Source organism: Arthrobacter sp. UNC362MFTsu5.1 (assembly GCF_000685965.1).
In the GTDB taxonomy this organism is placed as follows: Bacteria; Actinomycetota; Actinomycetes; order Actinomycetales; family Micrococcaceae; genus Arthrobacter.
On record NZ_JMLE01000003.1, the window covers coordinates 13,342 to 37,137 of the forward strand.

The window sequence follows — 23,796 nt, forward strand, 5'->3', positions numbered from 1 at the left end:
CTTTGTGGAAATTAGATTCTGCTTTATGAAAAGTGTAGGGAAGGGTGGGGGTGCGAGTCAAGGGGCGAGGTGAGAGGCTAAGCCACCAGCCGCAGCGGCCGGTCCCCGAGCCGCACGGTGAGTTCCTGGCCCCACGAGGCAATCAGCCGGTCACCCTCCATCCCGTCGCCGAATACCACCAGCTGGTCGGATGCCACGGTGATTCGCAGCTCTTCGCCAGATTCCAGCAGCCCTTCGGTCAGGGAAGTGCCGGTAATCGGGGAGGGCCAGGCCTCGCGGACGAACCAGGCCAGCCGGGGGTCCGTGGGCCCGGGCAGGGCCCGTCCGCCGCGTTCCAGGGCGATCGATGCGCACCAGCCGGTGGCTCCGGTCCCGGTGGACACGATCATGCCGGAGGAGGACTGCCGCTCCGACCGGCCGTCGGGCAGGGCCAGCCGGTACCGGGCCGATTGGTGGGATGTGTGACCGATGAACACTTCGTTGAGCCCTGAAAGTTCCTGCCCGTCGTCGAGCCTTGCCGTCACGGTGGCGAGCTCCTGGCAAGCCAGTCGCTCCAGGCGCCCGGCGGCGCCAAGCCGCTGCAAGAGCGCGGCCGCGGCTTCCGGGGAGTGCCGGACCAGAACGCCCGGGTTTACCCCGGGCTCCGGATCGATCCCGATGACGGGCTGGCCGCTGAGGTACTTGGCCATGTTGGCGACGAGGCCGTCCTGTCCCACCACCGCGATGACGTCGTCCGGGGTCAGCAGGAAGCGGCTGAGGTCCGCCCGCTCCACCTCGGCCTGCCGCCACTCGGAAGGAACGGAGGCGCGGACCGTGGCCAGGGCTGCCTCCAGCCGGTCGTGCCGCTCCTGTACTTCTGCGATGGTCCGGCCGCGTGTGCGGAGGAAGAACTCAGCCTGGCCGCGCGTCGCATGCCGATCCAGGAGTTCCTGAAGCTCGGTGCGTCGGCGGACAATCACGAGGCGGGGGTTGGTCATGACCGGGCCCTACTTGCCAGCACCGGCGGCGCCGGTCGCGCTGGCGGGCAGGGTGTCGCCGGGCGCCCGGAGCAGGCCGGCCAACGCTCCGCTGAGGAGGTCGGGCGTGATGGTCAGGCTGCCGATGCTCGGCAGCTTTCCTGCCGCTTCGCGGAGCGCAAGCGCCAACAACGTGGATTGTTCCATGTCCCGGTAAACGGCCATGGTCGCGGCTTCCTGGGCCGCTTGTGCTTCACCCAGTTGGCGGAGCCGGTTGGCTTCCGCCGTTGAGGTGATGTCGAGCTGTACGGCCGAACCCTGCGTTTGGATGAGTCCCGCGGCTGCCTTCTCCTCCGCAGCGCGCCGCGCGTTGGTGCCTTCCTGGGTCACCAGGTGTTCGCGGCGGGTGGCCAGCTCGATCTGGCTCGCCATCTCGTTCTCGGAAATGGTCCGCTCGCGCTCGACGGCGAGTGCCCGGCGTTCGTACATTGCGCGGTCAGCCTCGGCCTGGAGCTGTTCGCGGACCGGCGTCTGCAGGGCGCGTTCGACGTCGGACTCGGGCCGGACGGCGAGCACCTGCACTCCGAGGATTTCGATGCCGGTGGACAGAAGCCGGGTATCCGCCCGCAGTGCATCGGTGAGGATGGTGCGCAGCTGGCTTACGCCCCGTTCCAGGGCTTGGGACAGTGTGGTGGTTGCGATCTGGTCGATGGCGTGGCTCTGGCACAGCTGGCCGATGATGGTGGCCACCTGCTCCCGGCCCGTTGCCGGCACCTTCCGGTCGGGTTCGAGGCCGAAGTCCAGGCGGCTCGACACGGCCACCGGATCAATGAACCTGTAAGTCACGTTGGCTTGCACGCTTACGTCCTGGTGGTCGCGGGTGATGGCGTGGAAGAGCGTGGGCAATTCCTGGTCATCCACTGGAACCTCACTCAGGACCGAGTTCGCAGGGCGGTACCAGAACGCCTGGCCCACACCCTGATGCTTCACGGTCCCCTTCTGCAGGTGGACGACGTAACCGGTAGGGGTGCCCAGGAAGTGGTTGATCCAGGGGTAGCGCTTGATGCTGGCCATGGGAGCTCCTTCAAAAAATGGTTATCGTCAATTTGACGATAACCATAAGATAGCGCCCGACCTGATTTATTGTCAATCTGACGATAAATACCTAGTATGAGGTCATGCCTGAATTGCCCACAGCCCCGGCGCTCTTTCCGGTGACTGTCGACGTCGTCGCCCTTACCGTGCGCAACGACGTCCTAAACGTCCTGCTTATTACCCGGCTGATCGACCCCTTCCGGGGCATGCTCGCGCTGCCCGGTGGCTTCGTGCTCTCCGGCGAGGATCTTGCGACGGCGGCGAGCCGTGAGCTCGCGGAGGAAACCGGCGTCGACCGCGTCCCCGGGCACCTAGAGCAGTTGGCGAGCTACGGCCCAAAGGGCCGCGACCCTCGCGGGGATGTCCTGACGGTCGCCCACCTGCTCCTGGCGCCGGACTTTCCGGTGCTGTCGGCCGGCAGCGACGCGGAACAGGCAGCCTGGTATCCGGTCACCCAGGTGCTCGACGGCGGATTGCAGCTCGCGTTCGACCATCGCCGCATCCTCGGGGACGCTCTCGAACGCGCGAAATCGAAGCTGGAGTATTCGCCCTTAGGGGCCGCCTTCTGTGGCGAGGAGTTCACCATCGCCCAACTCCGCGCCGTGTATGAGGCAGTGTGGGGTACCCGCCTTGACCCCAGGAACTTCCACCGGAAGGCGACCGGCACTCCCGGATTCCTGGAGGACACCGGGCGGATGACGGCCGGTGATGCAGGCCGGCCGGCGGCGCTTTTCCGGCTGGTGGAGGCTGCCCGCCCGGTGGCCGGCCAGCCAAGCCGGGCAGTCCTAAACCCTCCGCTCATGCGGCCGCGGGACTGATCGGCCCGCCGGTCAGGGGGCGACGGCAGTCACCCTGCGGCGGCCCGCCCGTGCCCGGGCCCGGCCCCGGCGGCGGACATTAAAGCGGGGCATAAAGAATGGGCGGTCCCTGCCGGGGCCGCCCATGTGGACTAGCTAGCGGATTAGTGCCGTTTGAAGGCGTGCCTGAACTTTTCGCCGGCCTGCTTGAGGTCGGCCCTGATGGCGCGGCCTTTGCCTTCGGCCCTCATCCGGCGGTCGCCGCTGACTTCGCCGGCGGCTTTCTTTCCCTTGCCGTGAAGTCGCTCCGCGGCGTTGTGGATCCTGTCACCCAAACCCATTGCGGTCCTCCTTGTGGTGCGGCCGATGCGGCTGGTTGCCGCAATTCCCGCCACTTAAATTGTAGGAACTGCGGTGCATCTTCGCGATGTTCAAAGCCGGGCGTCGGCAGTCTGCAGCGGAATCTTGATGATGAAGGAGGACCCCTGTCCGACCGTGGAGTGCACCGTTGCTGCGCCGCCGTGGGCCTGGGCGATGGCCGACACGATGGCCAGCCCCAGTCCCGACCCCTTGTCGCCCCGGCCGTGGGCCGCGCGGCCGAACCGCTCAAAGATCCGCTGCTGGTCCTCGACCGCTATGCCGCTGCCGGTATCCCGCACCCACAGCACGAGCGTGTTGGATTCCGGGGCGGCTACCTCATCGGATTCCTGGGCGAGGTCAACTCTGCTGCCGAGTGCGATCGTTGACGAACTGCCGGTGTACCTGACGGCGTTTGCGGCGAGTTGCGCCAACGCCTGCGTCAGTCGCTGGGGGTCTGCCTCCACGGTGCAGTCGGCGGTTTCGTCGATGGTCCATGTGCGGTCGGCCAACACGTGGACTTTCTCCAGCACCTGCTGGATGAATTCCGGAATCCTGATGGACTCTTTCCTGATGAAATCCGGATGGCTGGCGTTCGCAAGCAGGAGCAGGTCGTCCACCAGCCGCTGCATCCGGTCCACCTCTTCGAGCAGCACGTCCCTCGTGGTTGCCACGTCTTCGGGGTCATGGACGGATATGAGCTCAAGGTGCCCGCGCAGAATCGTCAGCGGGGTGCGCAACTCATGCCCGGCGTCGTCCAGGAACTGCTCCTGCTGCTTTGCGCCTTCATCCAGCCTTTCGAGCATGGTGTTGAATGTTTTGGCGAGCAGGGTCACGTCGTCGGATCCGTCCTTCACTTCAACACGCTGGGTGAGGTCCTCGTGGCTGACCACCTGGCTGGCTTCACGAAGGCGGCGCAGCGGGTTCAGGAGCCGGCCGGCAACCAGGCTCCCTAGTGCGGCAGCGCCCAGGAGGGTCCCGGCGCCCACCAGGGTATAGGTGTGCACGGAAGAGATGGTGTGCTCGCGCTGGTCGGCAGTTTCCCTGCCGATCAGGAAATAGGCCTGTTTGGCGTCGGTGGCGGCGGGCACGGGGAGCACGACAGTCCGGAGGCGGCGGCCCTCGAAGCTCAGGTCGCCGTAGGCGGCACCGGAGGCGTTAGCAAGCGCGGCGGCCCCCTGGTACATGTCCTTGGGCAGCAGCTTCTCGTCGGACGCGCCATCGAGTGTCCATGACACCTTCCCGCCCGTGATGGTGGCCATGACTTCGTTGCCCCGGGGCTCAATGTCCTCTGCGGCGTCCTGCAGTTCCTTCAAGAACGATTCGGGGTCCGCCGCGTTGGCGGTTTCTGCGAGCTTGATGACGGCCTGGGCTTTGTCCAGGAGCGCCTGGTCCACCCGGGCGTCCGCCTCCTGGAACTGGACGGCAAAGGTAATGACGCCGGCAACGCACAGCCCGGCGGCCATCATGGCCAGCATGGCAGCCACAACTCGGAACCTCACGGAGGAGATCTTGGCCTTCCAGCCTGAGATGCTCCACTGCTTCGCCGGATTGCCTTCCCGGGTGCCGTCTCCCGGCCCCCGGGCCCCGGGATCCTTCATGGCGTTGGTGCGTTCATGACGTTGCCAGCCGGTACCCGGCCCCACGGGCGGTGACAATTCTCTCGGCCCCGATCTTCTGGCGCAGCTGGCGCACGTACACATCCACCACGTTGGACGTACCGTCGAAGTCATAACCCCACACCTGGCTGAGGAGCTGTTGACGGCTCAGGATCTGGCCGGGATGGTGCAGGAACATCTCCACCAGGGCGAACTCGCGGGCGGAAAGTTCCACTGTCTTGTCGCCCACCCTGAGTGTGTGGGTGTGGAGGTTCAACTCCAGGGATCCGTAGCGCATCGTGTTTCCCGCCAACGCGTCGGTGATATCGGACGGGCGAAGGCGGAGCCGGATGCGGGCGAGAAGCTCATCAAACCCGAACGGTTTGGCCATGTAGTCATCCGCGCCTCCCTCCAGGCCTGCAACCGTGTCCGCGGCCGAGTCGCGCGCGGTCAGGAAGATAACCGGAATGCTCAGGTGGTCACGCCGGAGCACGCTGAGAACCGTGAATCCGTCCAGGCGGGGAAGCCCGACGTCGAGAAGCAGCAGGTCGTACTGGCCGCTGGAGGCGTAGTCGATGGCGGTGAGCCCGTCCGACACCACGGTGGGGGCGTAGCCGGCTGCGCGCAGGCCCTTTTCAATGAACCTGGCGATGCGCTCTTCGTCTTCGGCAACCAATATGCGGATCACGGCTTACCTTTAGAGGCGTGGCATCCGGGCCTGTGCCGGCTCGTGGAATCGCATGTGTACGCTCCTGACGATATTCCGGGGAATTCGACGTTCGAGAATACGGGGTCTCCGCGTGATTCTTGGAGGGTCCGGGGAGCGGGGTGGCCGATCCACCGAGACTGCGAGCATGTTACGGACCCCCGTATTTCACCACGTGTCGGCAAAAAATACACGAGTGGTGATTACTCGTTTAGGGAGGGTGGCCAGGGCCGGAGTACTCAGATGTACTTAGGTTTACAGCCGTCCGTGGGCGAAGCGGCCGACGGCGGCAGTCGGCTAAGTTCGACCCACCCTTCCAGCGCTCCCGGCAAACGTCAATCCCCTGACGGTTGCGGCCGCTGACGGAACAGCCGCGGGACGGAAGAGCCAGGGACGGAAGAGCCAGGGGCTACTTCGCCCCTGGCTCTTTAGTTCGAATAGCGAAACGGATCAGTTCACCGGCCGCGTTGAACCTCCACTACGCCACTCTTCTCCCAACGGGTCCAGTCGGACCAGTGACCGTTGTTGTTCTTCACGCGGAAGGAAACGATGTGGTAGACCTCTTCGGTGCCCCTCCTGTCAAGGTTGGGGACGCGGTCCACGCTGTGAATCGTCCTGGTGTCGCGCCAATTGAACTTTTCGGTGAAGTGCGAGCCACCGAGGAAATCGTCGCTGCGCCGCGGGCCACGCTCGTCTTCGTAGCGAAGCTGGCGGATCTGGACGGTCCTGTCGGCCCTGCATTCCACTTTGATCCTGAAATCGACCCGGTTGCCGCGAAGGTCGCGTGGATCCAGCGGGTTGACGGTACAGCCGTTCCGGCTGGTTTCCGCCTGTGCCGGGGCAGCCACTGCCACGGAACCCCCGAGTAGTCCGAGTGAGACGATCGGGACCAAGGCGATTGCCCGGGTGCGGGCTTTCGTTGTTGGAGTGATGGACATTTCTTTTGCTCCTAGAAGGATGCGAATCATTTTCGGACAGCGCCGTCCGGCCACGATCAAGAAAAAATTGGTTGCGGCCTCAGCCTGCCCATCCCATTTTCAAACAGCACACCCGGCCTCCGCGGGGGCTTGACTCCGGGCTCTTCCCACGTGAATTCGTGACCCGGTAGTACAATCGTCCGCCTGCTTTTGCCGCGGCGCCAGTGCCCTTGCGCACCTTTTTTCCGCGAATTGACGGGGAAAAGTCGGGCTTATTCCAGATGTCCAGTGTCCGGATATGCCGCACGAATGAACACGGAACTATACGCTATGGATTTTCCATGCTGCGGTTAAACAATTCCGCAGTACGGATTTAGCATTCCGGAAACACGAGGTCCCTAGCGTTGCCCGTGACCTGAAGGCGTCCAGCGCCTTTTCCCTGTTGATTGGCAGCCCTGATGAAACTCCCCTCGCCCCTGGTGCCGGACAAAACCGGCACGCCCGTGAAGAAGCCGCTCTACACGTCGCTGTTCTTCCAGATCCTCGTGGCCGTGTGCCTGGGCATCGGGATCGGCCACTTCTGGCCTGATCTCGGCTCCGCCCTGCGGCCGCTGGGCGACGGCTTTATCCAGCTGATCAAGATGATCATCGCCCCGCTGATCTTCCTGGTGATTGTCACGGGCATCTCCGCCGTGGGTGACGTGAAGGCCGTGGGGAGGGTGGGCGTGAAGGCGCTGCTGTACTTTACCGGAGCCACGCTGTTCGCCCTGGTGTTCGGGCTGGTGGTGGGCAACATCGTGCAGCCCGGTGCCGGCCTGAACATCGATCCGAATACGCTGTCCCAGGATGCCCTCAACGCCAAGACCGGCACGGCCCCGCCGAAGGACGCCGGCGCGTTCCTGCTGGGTATCATTCCCACCAGTGTGGTGGGCGCCTTCGCCTCCAACAGCCTGCTGCAGGTGCTCTGCTTCTCGGTGTTCTTCGGAGCGGCCATCGTGGTGGTGGGGCGGGAACGCTGCCTGCCTGTTGTGACGCTTCTGGAGACGGTGCTGGAGCTGTTCTTCAAGATCATGGGCTGGGTGATGCGTGTTGCCCCCGTGGGCGCGTTCGGCGCCATGGCCTTCATCATCGGCCAGTACGGCCTCGGCTCGCTGAGCACGTACGCGTTGCTGATTGCGGCCTGCTACGGGGCGGCAATCATCTTCATCGGGCTGCTTTTTGTGGTGGCCTGGGTGTATCCGCGCGTGCCGCTGTGGCAGTTCATCAAGTACAGCCGCGAAGAGTTCCTGCTGGCGCTGGGCACGGCGTCCACCGAGTCGGTGCTTCCGCGCATCATGACCAAGCTGACCAACGCGGGCTGCTCGCGGGCCACCACGGGGCTGGTGGTTCCCACCGGCTACTCGTTCAATTTGGACGGCGCCGCACTGTATTTGTCCATCTCCCTGCTGTTCCTGGCCCAGGCCTTCGGGCACAACCTCGACCTGGGCCAGCAGCTCGCCGCCCTGGGCATCCTGATGCTGACGTCGAAGGGCATGGCGGGCGTTCCCGGTTCGGCCTTCCTGGCGCTTTCGGCAACCGCGGCCGCACTGGGCATCTTCCCGGTGGCCGGAGTGGCCCTGCTCCTGGGCGCCGACCGCCTGATGGACTCCATGCGCGTCTCCGTCAACCTGCTGGGAAACTGCGTGGCTACGTTCGTGGTGGCCAAGTGGGAGGGCCAGTTCGACCGCGACGCCATGCTCCGCGCCTTCCGCGGTGAGCTTCCGGAAGCAACGGAAAGAGCAGAAAGCACTGAAAGAACGACGGCGGACCTTACGGCTGCGGCTGCTTCGGCAAGGTAAGGATTTCGGCGCCGTCCTCGGTGATGGCGATGGTGTGCTCGCTGTGGGCTGTCCGGCAGCCCGTCGCACTCCGGAGCGTCCACCCGTCGGCATCTGTCACGAGCTTGGCGGTGTCTGCCATGACCCACGGCTCCAAGGCGAGCAGCAACCCGGGGCGCAGTTGGAATCCGCGGCCGGGCCGTCCGGTGTTCGGAACGTGCGGGTCCTGGTGCATCGTTGATCCGATGCCATGGCCCCCGAATTCGGTGTTGATCGGGTAGCCGGCCTCGCTGAGGACGGTGCCGATGGCATGGGAGATGTCGCCGATCCGGGCGCCGGGGCGGGCGGCGGCTATCCCTGCGCTCAGTGCCCGTTCGGTGGCGCTGATCATCGCGACGCTCTCCGCGGGTTGTGAGTCACCCACGAGGAAGCTGATGGCTGAATCTGCGGCGACTCCGTCTTTGGAGACGGCGAGGTCGAGTGTCAGAAGGTCGCCATCGGCAAGCGTGTACCGGTGCGGCAGTCCGTGCAGCACGGCGTCGTTGACGGCCGTGCAGATGTAGTGGCCGAACGGCCCGCGGCCGAAGGACGGCTCGTAGTCGACGTAGCAGGACTGCGCGCCGGCTTCGGCGATCATGTCCTTGGCCCACCGGTCGATGTCCAGGAGGTTTGTGCCCACCGTGCTGCGGCTTTTGAGCGTCTGCAGGATGTGGGCCACCAGGGCGCCTGACTCCTTTGCGCGGTGCAGTTCGGCGGGGTTCAGGATCTCGATCATGCGGCGCCTTTCTCTGGAAACCAATAACTATACCGGCCATATTATCCCGGTATTAGAATTGGAGCCATGGTCAGGTTGCCCCTCACACCCGGAGAAGTCGAGCGCGGACAGCGTCTTGGCGCCCTGCTGCGCCTCGCCAGGGGAGAGCGCCCGATGCTCGATACCGCGCTCCATGCAGGCGTCTCGCCGGAGACACTCCGGAAGATCGAAACGGGCCGCATAGCCACTCCGGCCTTCCCGACCATCGCGGCGATCGCCGATGTCCTGGGCCTCTCCCTTGACGCGGTCTGGGCCGAGATCAACCGGCCCGAACGCGGCGTTGAACCCGCCCGCCCCCGTCACGGTGAACGGGAGCGGCTGGCCTCGTAAGACTCAATCCCGCAACTGCACCGGCAGTTGGTCCCCAAGGCGCTGAAAGCACGACGGCGGACGGCCCGCCTGAGGGGCCGTCCGCCGTCGTGCCTGCCTAACGTTCCCGGACCTAGCTGCCCGCCATGGCTGCCTCGTAGGAAATCCGCTTCTCGGTTTCCCTGGCTTCGATCCGCTGGGCCTCGAGGAGGACGTGTTCGGCGTCCTCCCGCCTGACCACCACCACGCCGTCCGCGTCCGCCACCACGATGTCGCCGGGGGAAACCACGACGCCGGCGATCGCCACCGGGATCTGCAGCCGGCCGGGGCCGAACTTGTAGGGCCCGGCGGGGGTTATGGACCGGGCGAACACCGGCAGGCCGCAGTCAGCGAGGGCATCGGCGTCGCGGACGGCGCCGTCAATCACGAAGCCGGCGATTCCCATGCTTTTCGCGCGGATGCCGATGAGGTCCCCGATGAGGGCGCGGGAGACGTCGCCGCCGCCGTTGATCACAATGACGTCCCCGGGCTGGGCGCCGTCGAGGGCTTTGTGGATGAACAGGTTGTCGCCGGGACGCGTCCACACCGTATACGCAGGGCCGGAAAGTTTGGCGCCAGTCCAGACGGGGGAGAGCCCGGAGGCCACGCCGATCCGTTCCTGGGCATCGCCGATGTTGGCTGCCGGAATGAAACCGAGCCTGCGCACCAGTTCGTCGGTCGGGAGCTGGCCGGGGGCCGTGGAATCTGGTGTTGCATTCATGCCGTCGCCGGCCTTTCTGTTGGTGTTCACGGTCACTTCTGCTGGAGGAGTTCGTCGATGACGGGCTTGATGGTCTTTTCGCGTTCTTCCCAGAGCTTGGCGACGTCGCTGCTGGACTTCCATGCCGGCGCCGTGGCGGCACCCTTGAGCTTTTCCTGCACGGCCGGGGTTTCGGTGGCCTTCTTCAGCGCAGCTTCGAGCCGTGCCACAACTTCCTTGGGCGTCTTGGACGGGACGGACAGGGCGAAGTTGCTGGCCATGGGCTCGACGTCGTAGCCGGCGCTCTTCATGGTGGGAACTTCAGGGGCGAACGGACTGGGGTTGTCCTCAATGACGGTCAAGAGCTTGATGTCGCCGGACTTGTACTGGCCGAAAAAGCTGGAGACGCCGCCCAGGGCGAAGTCAGTCTCGCCGGAGACAATGGCGGCTACCTTGTCCGCGCCGCTGTTGTAATGCACGATGTTGAAGTCCAGCCCCAGCTGGTTTTCCAGGAGGCGAAGGTTGATGTGATCGTCGCCGGCGCGGGAGTCGGTGCCCACGGTGATCTTTCCGGGTTCTGCCTTGACTGCATCGAAGAGCTCCTTGATGCTCTTGTACTTGCTGTCCTTGTTGACGCCGATTACCACGGAGTTGGTGGCAAAGGCGCCGATGGGGGTGAAGCTGCTGCGGTCGAAGGCCGCCTTCTTGCTCGGGTCCAGGTAGCGGCCCAGAATGGACGGGATGTTGGTGTTGCCGAAGGTGAGTCCGTCCGCCTTGGCGTTGGCCACGTAGTTCAGTCCCACCACCTGGCTGCCGCCTTCCTTGTTGACCACCTTGACGTTGGCACCCAGGTCCTCCTGCATGACGGGTGCCACGATGCGGGCCAGGATGTCGTTGCCGGCGCCGGCGGCCGAGGGCACGATCCACTCAATCGTGGATCCCGCCTTGGGGAACTCAGCGGCTTTGCTGGAGGTGCTGCTGTTGGCCTGGCCTCCGCAGCCTGTGAGGGCGAGGGCGACGGCGGCGGTGAGGGCCGTGGTGGTCAGGGCAGTGAGTTTCTTCATTTCGCAAGCTCCTTTGGTGCGACGGGGGTGTGTGACTTCTTCTTCAGCATGGAAGCAATGAGGGGGCGGACGGCGCCGAACAGGATGGCGACCACAATGACGCCGATGAGGGTGAGGCTGATGGGGCCCTCCAGGAACACGCCGTAGTCACCGAGGGACAGAGCCAGTGAGCGCTGGAAGTTCTCTTCGAGCATGGGTCCGAGGATCAGTCCCAGGACCAGCGGCGTCAGCGGGACTTTGACGAGCTGGAAGATGTAGCCCAGGACGCCTGCTCCCAGCATGATCAGGATGTCGAACGGGCTGCCGTTGATGGAGTACGTGCCCAGGAACATAAAGGCCAGGATGGCGGCCATCAGGTAGTGGAACGGCACCTTCAGCACGGCAATCCACACCCGGGCGAGCGGGACGTTGAGGATGAGCAGGATCAGGTTGCCCACAATCAGGCTGGCGATGATGGCCCAGGCCACGTCCGGGTTGTCGCGGAACAGCAGCGGCCCGGGGATCAGGCCGTTCATGGTGAACGCGCCCGCCATGATGGCCACGGTGGCCGAGGTGGGGATGCCGAGCGTGAACAGCGGGATCATGGAGGACACGGCCAGGGCATTATTGGCTGCCTCCGGGCCGGCGATGCCTTCCACGGCACCCCTGCCGAACTCGGACCGGCGCCTGGACAGCTTCTTCTCCGCCGCGTAGGACGCCAGGGAAGTCGCGGCCCCGGGAGAGCCGGGGAGCAGGCCCATGAAGAAGCCGATCACCGAGCCGCGCAGGGACGGGAGCGCGGAGCGCTGCAGGTCGGTCCGGGTGGGCAGGAGCCGGGCCACCTTGAGCGGGCTCGGCACGCCGAGCGGGCCCTTCTGCGCCTGTCCCAGGACTTCGCTCAGGCCGAAGACGCCCATGACGACGGCCACCAGCCCCACGCCGTCGAACAGTTCCGGCATGTCGAAGGTAAAGCGGGCAATGCCGACGCCGGAATCGACGCCCACGGTGGCGATGGCCAGCCCTGCGGCGGCGCTCAGCAGGGCTTTGGCCGGGTTGGAGCCGGCGAAGCTGGTGATGAGGGCGAATCCCAGTAGCGAGACCAGGAACAGTTCCGGCGCGCCGAACTCCAGGGCCAGCCGGCTGAAGGGTGCCACCACCACGAACCCGATGACGCCGATGAGTCCGCCCACGAAGGAGGCCAGGGCGGCGATGACCAGGGCCGGGCCGCCGCGCCCTTTCTTGGCCATCTGGTACCCGTCGAGGGTGGTGGCAATCGACGAGGCTTCGCCGGGAATCCGCAGCAGCACCGCCGTCGTGGTTCCGCCGTACGCCGCACCGTACAGGATGGCTGCGAGCATGATGATCGCGGAGGTGGCGTCCAGTCCGAAGGTGACCGGGATGAGCAGCGACACCGCCGCTGCGGGGCCGAAGCCCGGCAGGACGCCCACCAGCATGCCCAGCACGCAGCCGAGCAACGCGAAGAGCAGGTGTTCCGGGGTGAAGACCGTGGCGAGGCCGCCCAGGAGCTGATCGAAACCCATGGCTTACAGCCCCAATCCGGCGAGGAATTCAATGCTGGCGGTGGGAAGGGCCGTGCCGAGCCATACCTCGAAGACCAGGCGGGACGCGAGGGCGGCTCCGATGGCCACCGCCACCGAGATCCACAGCTTCCGTTTGCTGACGAAGTAGAGGATGGTGCCCAGCTGCAGCGTCATGACCACGGTGTAGCCGAGGAACGGGAGGAGCAGGGCAGCGAGCAGGATGGATCCGACGATGATGCCCACCCTGGCTTCGGCAGGAGCCTCACTTGCAATCTTGCACAGGATTGCATGTTCGTGAGAGAGTGTCAAGCATCACAGGTTTGCCCGCAGGGTTCTCAAAGGAGAGTCATCTTGAGTTTCAAAGCAGTAGTGGCCAGCAGCGCGGTCCAGCTCAGCGCTTCCGAGGAACGCGTCATGAACGTGCTGATGGGGGACCAGATGTCCGGCATCACTGCTGCGGAGGTCGCGGACCGGGCCAAGACGCATGAGTCAACGGTGGTGCGGCTGGCCAAAAAGCTCGGCTACCGCGGCTATCCGGAGCTGCGGAGCGACCTGCGCCGGGACGAGGAAGCGACAGAGACCAGCGGGACCATCATGCGCGGGGAATCCGGCTACGACCTCTCGGCGTTTATTTCCGATGAAATCCGTGCCCTGAAACGCCTGCCGCACTTTGTCCCGCAGGAGGACCTGGAGGCGGCCGCGCGCATTCTTCACGAGTCGCGGACCGTCTACCTGTTTTCCAATAATGACGAACGGTCAACCCTGGATCTGCTGTCACGGCGCCTCAGGCGCCTCGGGCTGACCACAGTCATGCTCGCCCCCACCCCCAAAGACCTTGCGGAACGGTTCGTCAGTTTTGACGAAAACAGCACCCTGATTTCCCTGGCGCTCCGGGAGGCGCCCCGGCAGCTTGCCACGTTGACCGCCGAGGCCGCGCGCAGGGGAGGGAAGTCCATAGTGATCTCCGACGTCCCGGGTTACCGGTTCCGCCCCAGCCCGGACCACCTCATCGCCGCCCGGCGCGGTGACGACACCGAGTACCGCACCCAGCTGATTCCCGTGGCCTTGGCCTACGCCCTGCAGTTGGCGATTTTCCACCTCGACCCGGTCCGCTACCAGGCGGCCCGGGACAGCATCGATGACCTGACCCGGCTGTTCGGCGGGACGGACGAAATCCCCCTCCGCGCGTGAGCGCACTGGCCTGGCGGCGGGCGCTGAGCACCCAGGCCGTCCTGGCGCAGGCCGCATGGGTGGGTATCCGCCTGATGATCGGTTACCGCGCACTCGCCTTCGGCGCCGATCCGGTGTTCCTGGGGTTGCTTGCCTCCACGTTTGCGCTGCCAGCCCTGCTCGCAGCGCTGACGGCTGGCCGGATCGCGGACCGCCGGGGCGGAACCGGCATGGCGTTTATCGGCCTGATCTCGGCGGCAGCGGGAACGGGAATGCTGTTCGCCGTACCCGGGCTGCCGTTTCTTCTTGTGGCCAGTGCCTTCGTCGGGCTGGGGCATCTGTTGGTGATGGTGGGCCAGCAGACCTTCGTTGCCCATGTCAGCGTCAAGGGCTCCACGGACAGCGCGTTCGGGACCCTGACCGCGGCTGCCTCGATCGGCCAGCTGATCGGTCCGCCCGCCGTGACGTTCGTTGCGTCGCTAGGGGTTGCCGGCGGGTCGGCGCCGGACACCAACCTGGGCCTTCTCGTGTGCATGGGCTTCAGTGTGCTTGCCACCCCGGCATTCTTCTTCCTGCGGCGCACTGACAGCTCGCTCCGGAGGAAACGCCTGAACGTGAGCGCCGCACCCGCAAAGATCGGCGGCGTCCTGAAGACCCCCGGAATGTGGCGGTCCCTTGCCGTCAGCGGCGCGGTGCTGGTGACCGTAGACCTGATGTATGCGTTCGTCCCGGTCTGGGCCACCGAACAAAACATCAGCGCCACCGCCGTCGGGCTCCTGCTGGCACTCCGGGCCGCCGTCTCCGTGCTGAGCAGGCTGGGGCTCATGCGCCTCATTGACAGGTTCGGGCGGAAGGTGCTGCTGATCGCCTCGATCGCCGCGGCGGCAGTTGCACTGCTGGCCCTGCCGCTGACCGGGGTCTACGGTGCCATTGCCGTGATGGTGGGCCTAGGCCTGGGACTGGGCATACCCCAGCCCCTGACCATGGCCTGGGTGACCTCGCTGACCCACGCGTCACACCACGGCGCCGTCCTGGGCCTCCGGCTGACGGTGAACCGGTTTGCGCAGATCTCGCTGCCCATCGCCATGGGCGCCGCCGCCGCACCGCTGGGCGTGCTGGGGATCTTTTGGGCCAACGCTGCGCTGCTTGTCGGGGCCATCGTGGTGGTGGCCGGGTCCGACGCCGGAACCGGCACCGGTACGCCGGCGGTTGACCCGGCCGACGGCGGCTGAAACCGCCGCTCAGCGGACCCGCTGAAGGGCCGGCAACTGGTCCCCGATCAGCGCCAGATTCTGGATCACCGCCAGGCCGAACTGGGCTGTGTCGTTGGTGGACACTGTGGGGGCCTCGTCCACGGCCGTGAGGACATAGGGAGGTTCGATCCGCCGCAACGTGAATGCTTCCGCGTGGTTGAGGTGCTCCCCGCCTTCCGCGAAGCTGGTCCAGGCCCGCCGCGCCAGTTCAGCGTCCCCCAGCCGCGACGCTGCATAGGCGCTGAGCCGGCTGTGGGCCTGCGTCAGGTGGATTCCGTCCAGCGGCCGGCCCACCTCGGCAACTTGTTCTTCCGGCGTGGCCAGGAAGAGCCGGCAGTACTGCAGCCAGGCGCGTTCAAAGCCGGCGTCCGGCACCAGATCGATGAGCTCGCTGCAGATTTCCACCAGCCCGAACACCGCGGAAAGGTGCGAAACCAGGATCATGTCCCGGCCGGCGTCGAACCGTCCGGTGTCCAGGTTGTACAGCGCCTCGCCCGTGAGGAAGCCGTACTTCAGCGCGCCGATGTCCGCCATGGTGCCCAGCAGCCTGTCCCGTGACCGCGGGTTTCCGGTGCGTTCCCAGTCGGTGAGCCAGGTGGCGGCCAGCGATCCCCAGTCCGTCCCCAGCCCCACGGCCAGGGCGCGCCGGTCCGGGCGGTACGTGGCGCTGTCCGTGCGGACTTTCCGGGTGGGATCCAGGCCCAGGAAGTTCCGGTCGCTGTCCACGAGCTCGGTGAGAAGGTCACCGGTGCGTTCATCCGCCGTCAGGTAGTAGTAGAAGCGCCGGTAGGCCGGGGTGCTGATCCGCAGCTGCTTGGCGCTGCAGCCCCAGTGCTGCACGTTGTGCCGGGAGCCCAGGCCGCGCCACTCGCCCAGGTGGTAGACGTCCACTTCGCCGGTGTGCCGGGTCATGGCCTCCGCGAGGCGGAAGACGTCGGCGCGGCCGGTGCGGAGGTATGTGTACCAGAGCCACAGGTCGGGGGAGAGCTCCGAGTTGTCCCAGGCGTAGCCGCCCACGTCGTACCGCCAGGCGTGCCGGTCGAAGTCGTAGGTGTGCATCACGTCGCCGTAGTTCCAGAAACCGTACCAGCGGCGCTGTTCCACCTGGCCCTGGTAGAAGTCGACGAGGAAGTCCAGCTTGTCCTCGAGCGCGGCCCGCTCCGGGGTGCTGCGGTCCGCGGGCGCCCAGTCGCCGAACACGCCGGCCGAGTGCAGGTACCCGGGCGTGGCCTGCAGCATCGCAGGCGTCGATGCGGCGGCGGCATCGGCGGCGAGGGACGCGGTGTCCGGCGTGGCGTCGTAGGCAAAGAGCGTCAGTTCGTGGGTGCGGGCGATGCCGTGCGGGTTCCCGAAGCCAGGTTCGTAGTCCTCGTAGGTGATTTCCAGGCCCTCGAGCTGGTCCTCGAAGGTGTCCTGTCCCAGGCCGTCGTGGTAGAAACGCAGGTCCATGGGCTGCGCCTCGGGGGAGTAGAGCCACGCGGTCACCGATGCCCGGGCCGTGGCGGCGCCGCGGATGTCCAGCTGGCCCGGGTGGGACTGCCAGAAATCACGGATGCCGATGCCGAAACCGCCGCGCGGATCGCTGAGGGAACAGAACCCGGAGGCCCGCGTACCGCCGGAGATCCCCACCCAGCCGTGGCCCTCTCCGGTCCGCTTGCGGAGCTCGAAGCCGTCGGCGCTGAGCTGGGTGAGCGTGAAGTCGTTCCACGCCGGGATGAGGTGCAGCCGCTCGGACACCAGCTCGCTCCACTCCTCCAGGGGTGGCGTCGGCCGTCCTGCGAGCTGGGCGTGCCGGACGTCCTCGCCGGGATCGCGGCGCAGGCCGGTCAGGCCGCGCACCGCCTCGGTGAGGAAGCCGCCGTCGGCCCCTGCGATGCGCATGTGCCGGTCGTGCAGCTCGGATTCCAGCGGCACCGTGAAGCGGACGCCCAGCCCGGCAAGGAAGTCGCGGTCCGCGTCGCCGTCCCAGATGAACGAGTGGACCATCCGCACGCTGCGGGCGCCGGCGTGGAAGTAGAACCGGACCACGAACGGCAGCCAGCTGCGCCGCTGCCCGTCTGCGTCCGCGTGGTCCTGCCGATGGGTGCCCTCCAGCCGGACCACTGCACGGACCGGTCCGTATTGTTCAAGCACGACGGCGGTCACCTCGCCGGTGAAGGCCTGCCGGCTGACGCTGCCGGGGCCGTCCGGGATGCCGTCCTGAAGCAGGCTGACCAGCCCGGCGTCTTCAGCAACGACTGTGCCGCCGCGGGAGAGGGATGTGAACAGGGACGGACCGCTTCGGCTGATCACCATTTCCAACGTGCCGGTGGACACAGTGACGAGGTCGTCGGACTCCGTCACCGCAACCAGCGGTGACGGTTCGGGCACCGGCGGGGTGCCGCCGTCGGACGTCACCCGGTACTGCGCGGAGGGCGCATCGGTTGCCGGCAGCGCGACGCCGGCCCATTTCAGCGAGCCGTCCGGCCAGGTGGCGAGGGGCCAGGCCTGCGCGGGGACAGGCCGCCCGTCCGCGTCCGAGACCGTGATCCCGTCGGCGCCGGCAAGGGCACCCCGGGTGAACGGCATGCCCCAGGTGGTGCCGCCGGAAAGCTCTGCGGGGGCCTCGCCCTCGAGCCAGTTGAGTGTGGCGTAGGTCATCGTTGTCCGTCTCCTTAGACATGCTTTTGTATCGTTTCAATCAAGCCACCCAGCCCACCCCTCGAAGAGGCGGGGCGGGTTGGGTGGTGCGCAGAAAACGCTTTCCCATCATGTCTAACAGTCATCGACGGTACAAGTCAACGCTCTGTCACCGTCGTCGTGCCGCCGGCGTGAGTTCGTTGGCGCCATAGCTGTTGTCGTCGGGGTTGAGGGTGACTCCGGGCGCCACAAGCTCGTCGATGCGGTCCAGTACCTCGGTGGACAGTGTGACATCGGCGGCCGTCAGGTAGGACTCCAACTGCTCCATGGTGCGTGGTCCGACGATGGCGGACGTGACCCCCGGGTGGTTGATCACGAACGCGATGGCCAGCTCGATGAGCGTCAGTCCGGCGTGTTCCGCGAGCCCGGCGAGTTCTTCGACGATGTCGAGTTTTCGCTGGTTGGCCGGGCTTGTCATGTCGAACCGGGCGCTCGGACGCGCGGAAGAGGCGGGGGCGGACGCTGAGTCTTTGCGCCAGCGACCGGACAGCCAGCCGCCGCTGAGCGGGCTGTAAGTGAGGGTGCCCATGCCGTGGCGCTGCACCGCGGGGAGGATGTCTTCCTCGATGCCGCGGACCAGGATCGAGTAGGGCGGCTGCTCGGTGACGAACCGCTCCAGGTTGCGTTCGCGGGATGCCCACTGGGCTTCGACGATCTGGGATCCGGAGTAGGACGAGGAGCCGATGTAACGGACCTTACCTTGGCGGACCAGGTCGGTGAGGGCGCCGAGGGTTTCCTCAACGTCCGTATCGGGGCTGGGCCGGTGGACCTGGTAGAGGTCGATGTAGTCGGTGTTCAGGCGGCGGAGGGAGTTTTCGACTTCGCGGATGATCCAGCGGCGGGATCCACCGCGCTGGTTGGGGTCGCCTTCATTCATGGGCATGAAGAACTTGGTGGCCAGGAAGACGTCGTCGCGCCGGCCTTCAAGTGCCTGGCCGACGATTTCTTCTGATGCCCCGCCGGAGTAGACGTCGGCGGTGTCGATGAAGTTGATGCCCGCGTCGAGGGCGTGGTGGATGATGCGGATGGAGTCGGCGGTGTCCTTGTTGCCCCAGGGCCCGAACATCATCGCACCCAGGCATAAGGGGCTGACCTGCACGCCTGTGCGGCCGAGGGGACGGTATTCCATGGTGGTTCCTTCTCTCTGTCTTAAGTTGCTTTCACGGTATTCAGGCGTTCGGGATTGTGGGAGGGCACGCCGTTACCTCCCTTCGAGCGCCCTTACCGGGCGGCCTCGAACTGCGGGGCACGCCCCGCCGTCGGCTGTTTCGTGGTCCGGCGGGCGGCAAGATCGGCGGGCAGGATGAGGACGGCCGTCACGGCCAGGGCAAGGAACAGGAGGACACTGCCTGTGGTGAGGGCGGTGCTGACCTCTGCGGCCAGGTGCGCTACAGCAGAACCCGTGGCAGGGACGGTCGCTGCGGCCGCGACCGCGATGCCAAGCCCGAGGCAGGTGCCCACCTGGTGGAATGTGTTCACCAGGCCCGATGCCGCGCCGGCGTCGGCTGCTGGGGCGCCGATGATGCCGAACGAGGTCAGCGGTGCGAACGCCAGGCCTTGACCGGCGCCGATGAGGATCATGGGCAGTGCCACCGCCGTCAGGTATGCGGAGTCGACTCCCACCCTGCTGAGCCAGAACATTCCGGCGAGAGTGACCAGGATTCCTGCCGCGAGTGGAATGGAAGCCGGCATCCGCCCCAGCAGCCGCGGGATGGCCATCGCGACGGCGAAGTTGACCGCCGTCATGGGGAGGAAGCCGAGGCCGGCCTGCAGCGGGTCGAAGCCCAGCACTTCCTGCATGAACTGGGTGGTAAAGAAGAAGAACCCGATCATCGCCCCCAGGTACATGAAACGGGCGACGTAGGCGCCGGTGCGGCGGCGGCTCGCGAACAGCCGCAGCGGCATGATCGGCTGGGCCGCCCTGCGCTCGATCAGAACGAACGTCACCAGGAGCACGGCGCCGGCGCCGACGGCTGTGAACGTAGCCGGGGACGTCCATCCCGCATCGACGGTGTTGATGATGCCGAACACGAGAGCGCCGACACCCAGTGTGGCGCTGAGCGCGCCGAACACGTCGAAGCGGCCGCGGGACCGGCCCGTTTCCGGGATGAACCGCGGAGCGAGAAGGATCATCGCGGCGCCGATGGGAACGTTGACGAAGAACCCGGCCCGCCAGGAGATCCAGTGGGCCAGCGCCCCGCCGATGACCAGCCCCAGGCTGGCGCCGATTCCTGCGGTGGCACCGTACAGGGCGACGGCCCGGGTGCGCTCACGGCCCTCCGGGAAGCTCGCCGTGAGCAGGGACAGCGAGGCAGGCGCGACGATCGCAGCCCCGATGCCCTGAACGGCGCGGCCGGCGATCGCCCACCAGCCCGCCGGCGCCAGCCCGATCAGCAGCGACGCCACCGAGAACACCACCAGCCCGAACACGAAAACCCGCCGGCGTCCAAGCAGATCTCCTGCCCGGGCGCCGAGGAGCAGCAGGCCGCCGAAGACCAGCGTGTACGCATCCTGAACCCAGGAGAGCTCACCGGTGCCCAGCTGAAGGTCCTCCTGCAGGCTCGGCAGGGCAGTGAAGATCACCGAGTTGTCCAGCAGGATCATGAAGTAGCTGACGAGGATGATCGCCAGGATCGCTGCCCGGCGGGGAGCGGCTGTGGGTTCAGGTTTCATGCTTTCAATGCAACAGTGATTCCCTGCAGGCCGGGAGTCACTGTCCTTCCGGGTAATGCCAGTCCCTCCCTCGTTCCACCGACCCCGCGTAGCGTGGATGCCATGACACACAGCGACGACGTGCGGAAATTCCTGACCTCCCGCCGTGCAAGGATTACGCCCGAAGAGGCCGGCCTGCCGGTCTATGGCGGCAACCGCCGCGTTGCCGGGCTGCGCCGCGAGGAAGTCGCCATGCTGGCCGGGATGAGCATCGATTACTACATCCGCCTTGAGCGCGGAAACCTCTCCGGCGCCTCGGACAGCGTCCTTGAAGCACTCGCCCGCGCCCTGAAGCTCGACGACGCCGAAACGGCCCACCTTTTCGACCTGGCCCGCGCCGCCACCGCCGCTCCCCGGGTGCGCCGCAAGCGCAGCCCGCAGACGGTGCGGCCGAGCGTGCAGCGCGTCATCGATGCGATCACGACGGCGCCGGCCTGGGTCCGCAACGACCGCGGGGATGTCCTCGCCGCCAATGAGCTGGGCCGTGCGCTGTATCAGGACCTGATGGCCGAACAGACCACCCCGCCGAACAGTGCGCGGTTCACCTTCCTGAACCCGAAAGCGCGGGAGTTCTTCGCCGATTGGGAACGGGCGGCCGATGACATCGTCGCGGTCCTGCGGTCCACGGCCGGGAAAAACCCGTATGACAAGGACCTCACGGACCTGATCGGTGAACTCTCCACCCGCAGCGAGGAGTTCCGCACCCGGTGGGCCCGGCACGACGTGAAGTACCACCGCGCCGGCCGGAAGCGGCTCCACCACCCGATCGTTGGCGACCTCGACTTGAGCTTTGAGGCGCTGGAACTTCCTGCAGACCCGGGACTGCGCATCAACGTGTACACAGCAGATCCCGAAACACCCTCAGAGGACGCTTTGAAAGTCCTCGCCAGTTGGGCAGCCACCCAGCGTGAAACAACAAAGGCCCCGGTCAAGGAGAATAAATGACCCATTGTCCCTCCACTGTCCTGATGGTCGGTGCCACCGGCAGCATCGGCCGCCACGCCGTGGCCGATGCCGTCGTGTTCACCCACGGATCCACCACCGGCGAACGAGACGTGCGGGACAACGACTATGCCGGCGTCGCCTACGCCCAGTGGAAGCTGCGCAGCTTCACCACGGTCTTCAGCTCCCTGGCCCCGGACTTGGCTGGATCAATCGATGCAGCCGAAGACCTGGTGAACCTCCCCTTGGAGAGTGAGCCCGAAAGGTTCCGCCAGGACGTCGCCACAATCGCGGCAGGAAGCGTCAACGCCGGACACTGAATCGCGGCTCCTCCTCCGGGTGGCTAGTCCGCCTGGCTGCGGCCGGCCGTGTCGATGACGCAGAAGCGGTTGCCTTCGGGATCTGCCATGATCACGTAGTCCGCGTCGGCGGGCTGTTTGCTCCATTCGATGCGGGTGGCGCCGAGGCTGAGGAGCCGCTGCACTTCGCCGGCCTGGTCCTCCGTGTAGAGGTCCAGGTGGATGCGGGGCGGCAGGTGGACCGACGACGGGACACGGTCCAGCGAGATGCAGGTGCCCGCGCCGCCCGGTGGCTGCAGGATCACAAAGTCGTCCTCGGGTTCATGCCGCGGTTCGAAGCCGAGTGCGGCCTGCCAGAAGGCCATCTGGGCCTGGAGGTCGTCAACGCGGATCACGATCGAGCCAATGCTCAGCATCCGGCCAAGGTACACCGACTCAAAGAGCCCCGGCAACGCACTGGGGAATCTATCCGCTGCCGCCGGAGGAGGCTCTTGACCGTGCCCGCAGCGTGCGTAGCGTTGGCGCAATGGGAATCAATTCTGACAACCAGGACCTGGCGGCTTTCCCGGCTGCGCGGCAGCACAGGTTGCACCGGTGCTGGTGACCGAATCGAGAGTGGATGTTGCGGGATTGACGGGCCGTGACGTCACCGACTTCATGATGGCCTGCACCGATGAGCAGTACCGGAACTGGTGGCCGGGAACCCACCTGCAGCTCCACGTGCTGGGGCGGGCCAGCGCCGGAGTAGGAGATGTGATGCTCATGGACGAGTTCGTCGGCCGGCGCCGGTTGCGCCTGCACGGAGTCGTGGAAGCGGTCGAACCGGGACGCAGGCTCGTGTGGCGCTTCCGGAAGATCGTGCCGCTTCCGGCGAGCCTCTCCCTGGAGCTCACCCCGGTACCGGGCGGGGTGTCGGTGCGTCACACAGTCAGAGCCGGATGGCCCGGGATCGGCCGGGTGCTGGATCCGTTGCTCCGGATGTATTTTACGTCCAGGTTCATCACGGAACTGGATGCCCACGTCCGCACGGAGTTCCCCTTGCTGCGGGACTACCTCCACCCCGGTGCCCCGACCCGCGCCGATAACTGACTGCCAGCCTCCCTCCACTAGGCTGGCAACCATGACGCGGAAGATCACTGTCAGCCTGCCCGATGCCGTACTTCGTGAGTACCTGACGCCGCATCCGGACGTCACCGTGCTTGAGTGGGACTTCACGGGCGAGCCGCCGCAGCCGCAGATCGATATTGTGGTCCCGCCGTACATGGGCGGCACGAAGGTCCTGAAGAATCTTGAGGCGGTAGAGACCGCCCTGGTGCAGAGCCAGTCGATCGGGTACGACGGCGTGGCGGACTCGCTCCCTGCGGGCCGGGTGTTCGCCAACGCAGCAGGCGTGCACGAGACCTCCACTGCAGAACTGACGCTGGCCATGATCCTGGCCAGCCAGCGCGAGTTCCCACGGCTCATGAAAAGCCAGCGGGACGGGGTCTGGGACGCCCGGCCCACCGCCAGCTTGGCGGACCGCCGCGTCCTCATCGTGGGCTACGGCGGTGTGGGCAAAGCGATCGAGCAGCGTCTCCTTCCGTTCGAAACGAGCGTCACGAGGGTTGCCAGCCGCCAGCGCACCGATGAGAGCGGCGTTATCCATGGAATCGACGAGTTGCCGGAGCTGCTGCCGGAGCACGACATTGTGGTGGTCGGCGTTCCGCTTGGCGACGCCACCCGTCACCTCATCGACGACGATTTCCTGGCGGCAATGCCCGACGGCGCGTTGCTGGTCAACGTGGCCCGGGGCCCCGTTGCGGACACGGAGGCATTGGTCCGCCACACGGCATCCGGCCGGATCCGCGCCGCGCTGGACGTTACGGATCCCGAACCGCTGCCGCAGGACCACCCGCTGTGGGGCACGCCCGGCGTCATCATCACCCCGCACGTGGGCGGAGCCAGTTCCGCGATGCGGCCGAGGATGGGCCGGCTGCTGCAGCGCCAGATCGACCTGATGCTGGCGGGGGAGCCGCCGGTGAACGTGGTGCTGGGCGGCTGAGCTCCAGGCGG

At 66.4% G+C, this 23,796-nt stretch carries 24 protein-coding genes; 9 read left to right on the forward strand and 15 right to left on the reverse strand.

The features are described 5' to 3' along the window. Window positions 1–77: 77 nt before the first annotated feature. Both BS38_RS0104355 and BS38_RS0104360 read right to left on the reverse strand, forming a co-directional pair. Window positions 78–977 (reverse strand): inorganic polyphosphate kinase, encoded by a 900-nt coding sequence (locus BS38_RS0104355; RefSeq protein ID WP_028269691.1) that lies wholly within the window; start codon window positions 975–977, stop codon window positions 78–80. Between the two features lie 9 nt (window positions 978–986). After that, the gene (locus BS38_RS0104360; protein WP_028269692.1) at window positions 987–2,030 is read right to left on the reverse strand and encodes an SPFH domain-containing protein; all 1,044 of its coding nucleotides are present in this window, start codon (window positions 2,028–2,030) and stop codon (window positions 987–989) included. Between the two features lie 104 nt (window positions 2,031–2,134). Here BS38_RS0104360 and BS38_RS0104365 point away from each other — a divergent pair, with 104 nt between their 5' ends. Further along, window positions 2,135–2,869 (forward strand): NUDIX hydrolase, encoded by a 735-nt coding sequence (locus tag BS38_RS0104365; RefSeq protein WP_028269693.1) that lies wholly within the window; start codon window positions 2,135–2,137, stop codon window positions 2,867–2,869. A 143-nt stretch (window positions 2,870–3,012) separates the two neighbouring features. Here the strand turns inward: BS38_RS0104365 and BS38_RS24315 are convergent, their stop codons facing one another. The 4 genes from BS38_RS24315 to BS38_RS0104385 form a co-directional block, all read right to left on the reverse strand. Beyond that, window positions 3,013–3,189: a CsbD family protein gene (locus BS38_RS24315; protein WP_043437655.1), complete on the reverse strand. Its 177-nt coding sequence runs from the start codon at window positions 3,187–3,189 to the stop codon at window positions 3,013–3,015. 90 nt (window positions 3,190–3,279) lie between these two features. Then, the gene (locus tag BS38_RS24320; protein WP_197024894.1) at window positions 3,280–4,851 is read right to left on the reverse strand and encodes a sensor histidine kinase; all 1,572 of its coding nucleotides are present in this window, start codon (window positions 4,849–4,851) and stop codon (window positions 3,280–3,282) included. Continuing rightward, a complete protein-coding gene (locus tag BS38_RS0104380; RefSeq protein WP_028269694.1) occupies window positions 4,820–5,491 on the reverse strand; it encodes a response regulator transcription factor in 672 nt (223 codons plus the stop codon). The genes BS38_RS24320 and BS38_RS0104380 overlap by 32 nt, the downstream gene beginning before the upstream one ends. Window positions 5,492–5,964: 473 nt before the next feature. Continuing rightward, window positions 5,965–6,447 (reverse strand): hypothetical protein, encoded by a 483-nt coding sequence (locus BS38_RS0104385; protein ID WP_028269695.1) that lies wholly within the window; start codon window positions 6,445–6,447, stop codon window positions 5,965–5,967. Window positions 6,448–6,884: 437 nt separating this feature from the next. Here BS38_RS0104385 and BS38_RS24325 point away from each other — a divergent pair, with 437 nt between their 5' ends. Continuing rightward, window positions 6,885–8,264, forward strand: coding sequence for a cation:dicarboxylate symporter family transporter (locus tag BS38_RS24325; protein ID WP_051628721.1), 1,380 nt, complete (start codon window positions 6,885–6,887; stop codon window positions 8,262–8,264). Here BS38_RS24325 and map read toward each other — a convergent pair. Continuing rightward, a complete protein-coding gene (map, locus tag BS38_RS0104395; RefSeq protein ID WP_028269696.1) occupies window positions 8,236–9,018 on the reverse strand; it encodes a type I methionyl aminopeptidase in 783 nt (260 codons plus the stop codon). The genes BS38_RS24325 and map overlap by 29 nt on opposite strands. 66 nt (window positions 9,019–9,084) lie before the next feature. Here map and BS38_RS0104400 point away from each other — a divergent pair, with 66 nt between their 5' ends. Next, complete coding sequence (locus BS38_RS0104400) at window positions 9,085–9,387, forward strand: helix-turn-helix transcriptional regulator (protein WP_028269697.1); 303 nt, start codon at window positions 9,085–9,087, stop codon at window positions 9,385–9,387. 112 nt (window positions 9,388–9,499) lie between these two features. On the opposite strand, the gene BS38_RS0104405 is transcribed toward BS38_RS0104400, so the two are convergent. Genes BS38_RS0104405 through BS38_RS0104420 form a run of 4 tightly spaced genes read right to left on the reverse strand, consistent with a single transcriptional unit; the run spans window position 9,500 to window position 12,998 of the window. Next, on the reverse strand, window positions 9,500–10,156 hold the full coding sequence (locus BS38_RS0104405) for a methyltransferase (protein WP_331280039.1): 657 nt from the start codon (window positions 10,154–10,156) through the stop codon (window positions 9,500–9,502). Between the two features lie 2 nt (window positions 10,157–10,158). Further along, the gene (locus tag BS38_RS0104410) at window positions 10,159–11,169 is read right to left on the reverse strand and encodes a Bug family tripartite tricarboxylate transporter substrate binding protein (protein WP_028269699.1); all 1,011 of its coding nucleotides are present in this window, start codon (window positions 11,167–11,169) and stop codon (window positions 10,159–10,161) included. Continuing rightward, window positions 11,166–12,689, reverse strand: coding sequence for a tripartite tricarboxylate transporter permease (locus tag BS38_RS0104415; protein WP_028269700.1), 1,524 nt, complete (start codon window positions 12,687–12,689; stop codon window positions 11,166–11,168). The genes BS38_RS0104410 and BS38_RS0104415 overlap by 4 nt, the downstream gene beginning before the upstream one ends. A 3-nt stretch (window positions 12,690–12,692) precedes the next feature. Next, a complete protein-coding gene (locus BS38_RS0104420; protein ID WP_081818806.1) occupies window positions 12,693–12,998 on the reverse strand; it encodes a tripartite tricarboxylate transporter TctB family protein in 306 nt (101 codons plus the stop codon). Between the two features lie 42 nt (window positions 12,999–13,040). Here BS38_RS0104420 and BS38_RS0104425 point away from each other — a divergent pair, with 42 nt between their 5' ends. Together BS38_RS0104425 and BS38_RS24330 are read left to right on the forward strand one after the other, a co-directional pair. Next, window positions 13,041–13,880, forward strand: a complete 840-nt coding sequence (locus BS38_RS0104425) for a MurR/RpiR family transcriptional regulator (RefSeq protein WP_197024895.1) — start codon at window positions 13,041–13,043, stop codon at window positions 13,878–13,880. Then, on the forward strand, window positions 13,877–15,091 hold the full coding sequence (locus BS38_RS24330; protein WP_051628722.1) for an MFS transporter: 1,215 nt from the start codon (window positions 13,877–13,879) through the stop codon (window positions 15,089–15,091). Before BS38_RS0104425 ends, BS38_RS24330 begins: the two co-directional genes overlap by 4 nt. Window positions 15,092–15,100: 9 nt before the next feature. On the opposite strand, the gene BS38_RS0104435 is transcribed toward BS38_RS24330, so the two are convergent. From BS38_RS0104435 to BS38_RS0104445, 3 genes are all read right to left on the reverse strand, one after another. Then, on the reverse strand, window positions 15,101–17,752 hold the full coding sequence (locus BS38_RS0104435; RefSeq protein ID WP_028269703.1) for an exo-rhamnogalacturonan lyase family protein: 2,652 nt from the start codon (window positions 17,750–17,752) through the stop codon (window positions 15,101–15,103). Window positions 17,753–17,900: 148 nt separating this feature from the next. Then, entirely contained in the window at window positions 17,901–18,920 is a 1,020-nt protein-coding gene (locus BS38_RS0104440; RefSeq protein WP_028269704.1) for an aldo/keto reductase, read from the reverse strand. A gap of 92 nt (window positions 18,921–19,012) precedes the next feature. Further along, a complete protein-coding gene (locus BS38_RS0104445; protein WP_028269705.1) occupies window positions 19,013–20,464 on the reverse strand; it encodes an MFS transporter in 1,452 nt (483 codons plus the stop codon). A 102-nt stretch (window positions 20,465–20,566) separates the two neighbouring features. On the opposite strand from BS38_RS0104445, the gene BS38_RS0104450 reads away from it, so the two are divergent. Next, window positions 20,567–21,448 (forward strand): helix-turn-helix transcriptional regulator, encoded by an 882-nt coding sequence (locus BS38_RS0104450; RefSeq protein WP_028269706.1) that lies wholly within the window; start codon window positions 20,567–20,569, stop codon window positions 21,446–21,448. Beyond that, window positions 21,445–21,765: a hypothetical protein gene (locus BS38_RS0104455; protein WP_156037060.1), complete on the forward strand. Its 321-nt coding sequence runs from the start codon at window positions 21,445–21,447 to the stop codon at window positions 21,763–21,765. The genes BS38_RS0104450 and BS38_RS0104455 overlap by 4 nt, the downstream gene beginning before the upstream one ends. Window positions 21,766–21,788: 23 nt before the next feature. Here BS38_RS0104455 and BS38_RS0104460 read toward each other — a convergent pair whose 3' ends face one another. Then, the gene (locus BS38_RS0104460; RefSeq protein ID WP_028269708.1) at window positions 21,789–22,160 is read right to left on the reverse strand and encodes a VOC family protein; all 372 of its coding nucleotides are present in this window, start codon (window positions 22,158–22,160) and stop codon (window positions 21,789–21,791) included. 184 nt (window positions 22,161–22,344) lie between these two features. On the opposite strand from BS38_RS0104460, the gene BS38_RS0104465 reads away from it, so the two are divergent. Together BS38_RS0104465 and BS38_RS0104470 are read left to right on the forward strand one after the other, a co-directional pair. Next, a complete protein-coding gene (locus BS38_RS0104465; RefSeq protein ID WP_156037061.1) occupies window positions 22,345–22,833 on the forward strand; it encodes an SRPBCC family protein in 489 nt (162 codons plus the stop codon). Between the two features lie 31 nt (window positions 22,834–22,864). Continuing rightward, the gene (locus BS38_RS0104470; RefSeq protein WP_028269710.1) at window positions 22,865–23,785 is read left to right on the forward strand and encodes a 2-hydroxyacid dehydrogenase; all 921 of its coding nucleotides are present in this window, start codon (window positions 22,865–22,867) and stop codon (window positions 23,783–23,785) included. The last annotated feature ends 11 nt before the right edge of the window (window positions 23,786–23,796 follow it).

Coding starts and splice junctions, on each gene's coding strand:
- BS38_RS0104360 (WP_028269692.1), bottom strand. CDS start 2,030: ATGGCCAGCATCAAGCGCTACCCCTGGATCAACCACTTCCTGGGCACC.
- BS38_RS0104445 (WP_028269705.1), bottom strand. CDS start 20,464: ATGAAACCTGAACCCACAGCCGCTCCCCGCCGGGCAGCGATCCTGGCG.
- BS38_RS24315 (WP_043437655.1), bottom strand. CDS start 3,189: ATGGGTTTGGGTGACAGGATCCACAACGCCGCGGAGCGACTTCACGGC.
- map (WP_028269696.1), bottom strand. CDS start 9,018: ATGATCGAGATCCTGAACCCCGCCGAACTGCACCGCGCAAAGGAGTCA.
- BS38_RS0104460 (WP_028269708.1), bottom strand. CDS start 22,160: ATGCTGAGCATTGGCTCGATCGTGATCCGCGTTGACGACCTCCAGGCC.
- BS38_RS0104365 (WP_028269693.1), top strand. CDS start 2,135: ATGCCTGAATTGCCCACAGCCCCGGCGCTCTTTCCGGTGACTGTCGAC.
- BS38_RS0104355 (WP_028269691.1), bottom strand. CDS start 977: ATGACCAACCCCCGCCTCGTGATTGTCCGCCGACGCACCGAGCTTCAG.
- BS38_RS0104410 (WP_028269699.1), bottom strand. CDS start 11,169: ATGAAGAAACTCACTGCCCTGACCACCACGGCCCTCACCGCCGCCGTC.
- BS38_RS0104440 (WP_028269704.1), bottom strand. CDS start 18,920: ATGGAATACCGTCCCCTCGGCCGCACAGGCGTGCAGGTCAGCCCCTTA.
- BS38_RS0104450 (WP_028269706.1), top strand. CDS start 20,567: ATGACACACAGCGACGACGTGCGGAAATTCCTGACCTCCCGCCGTGCA.
- BS38_RS0104435 (WP_028269703.1), bottom strand. CDS start 17,752: ATGACCTACGCCACACTCAACTGGCTCGAGGGCGAGGCCCCCGCAGAG.
- BS38_RS0104385 (WP_028269695.1), bottom strand. CDS start 6,447: ATGTCCATCACTCCAACAACGAAAGCCCGCACCCGGGCAATCGCCTTG.
- BS38_RS0104415 (WP_028269700.1), bottom strand. CDS start 12,689: ATGGGTTTCGATCAGCTCCTGGGCGGCCTCGCCACGGTCTTCACCCCG.
- BS38_RS0104400 (WP_028269697.1), top strand. CDS start 9,085: ATGGTCAGGTTGCCCCTCACACCCGGAGAAGTCGAGCGCGGACAGCGT.
- BS38_RS0104470 (WP_028269710.1), top strand. CDS start 22,865: ATGACGCGGAAGATCACTGTCAGCCTGCCCGATGCCGTACTTCGTGAG.
- BS38_RS24325 (WP_051628721.1), top strand. CDS start 6,885: ATGAAACTCCCCTCGCCCCTGGTGCCGGACAAAACCGGCACGCCCGTG.
- BS38_RS0104455 (WP_156037060.1), top strand. CDS start 21,445: ATGACCCATTGTCCCTCCACTGTCCTGATGGTCGGTGCCACCGGCAGC.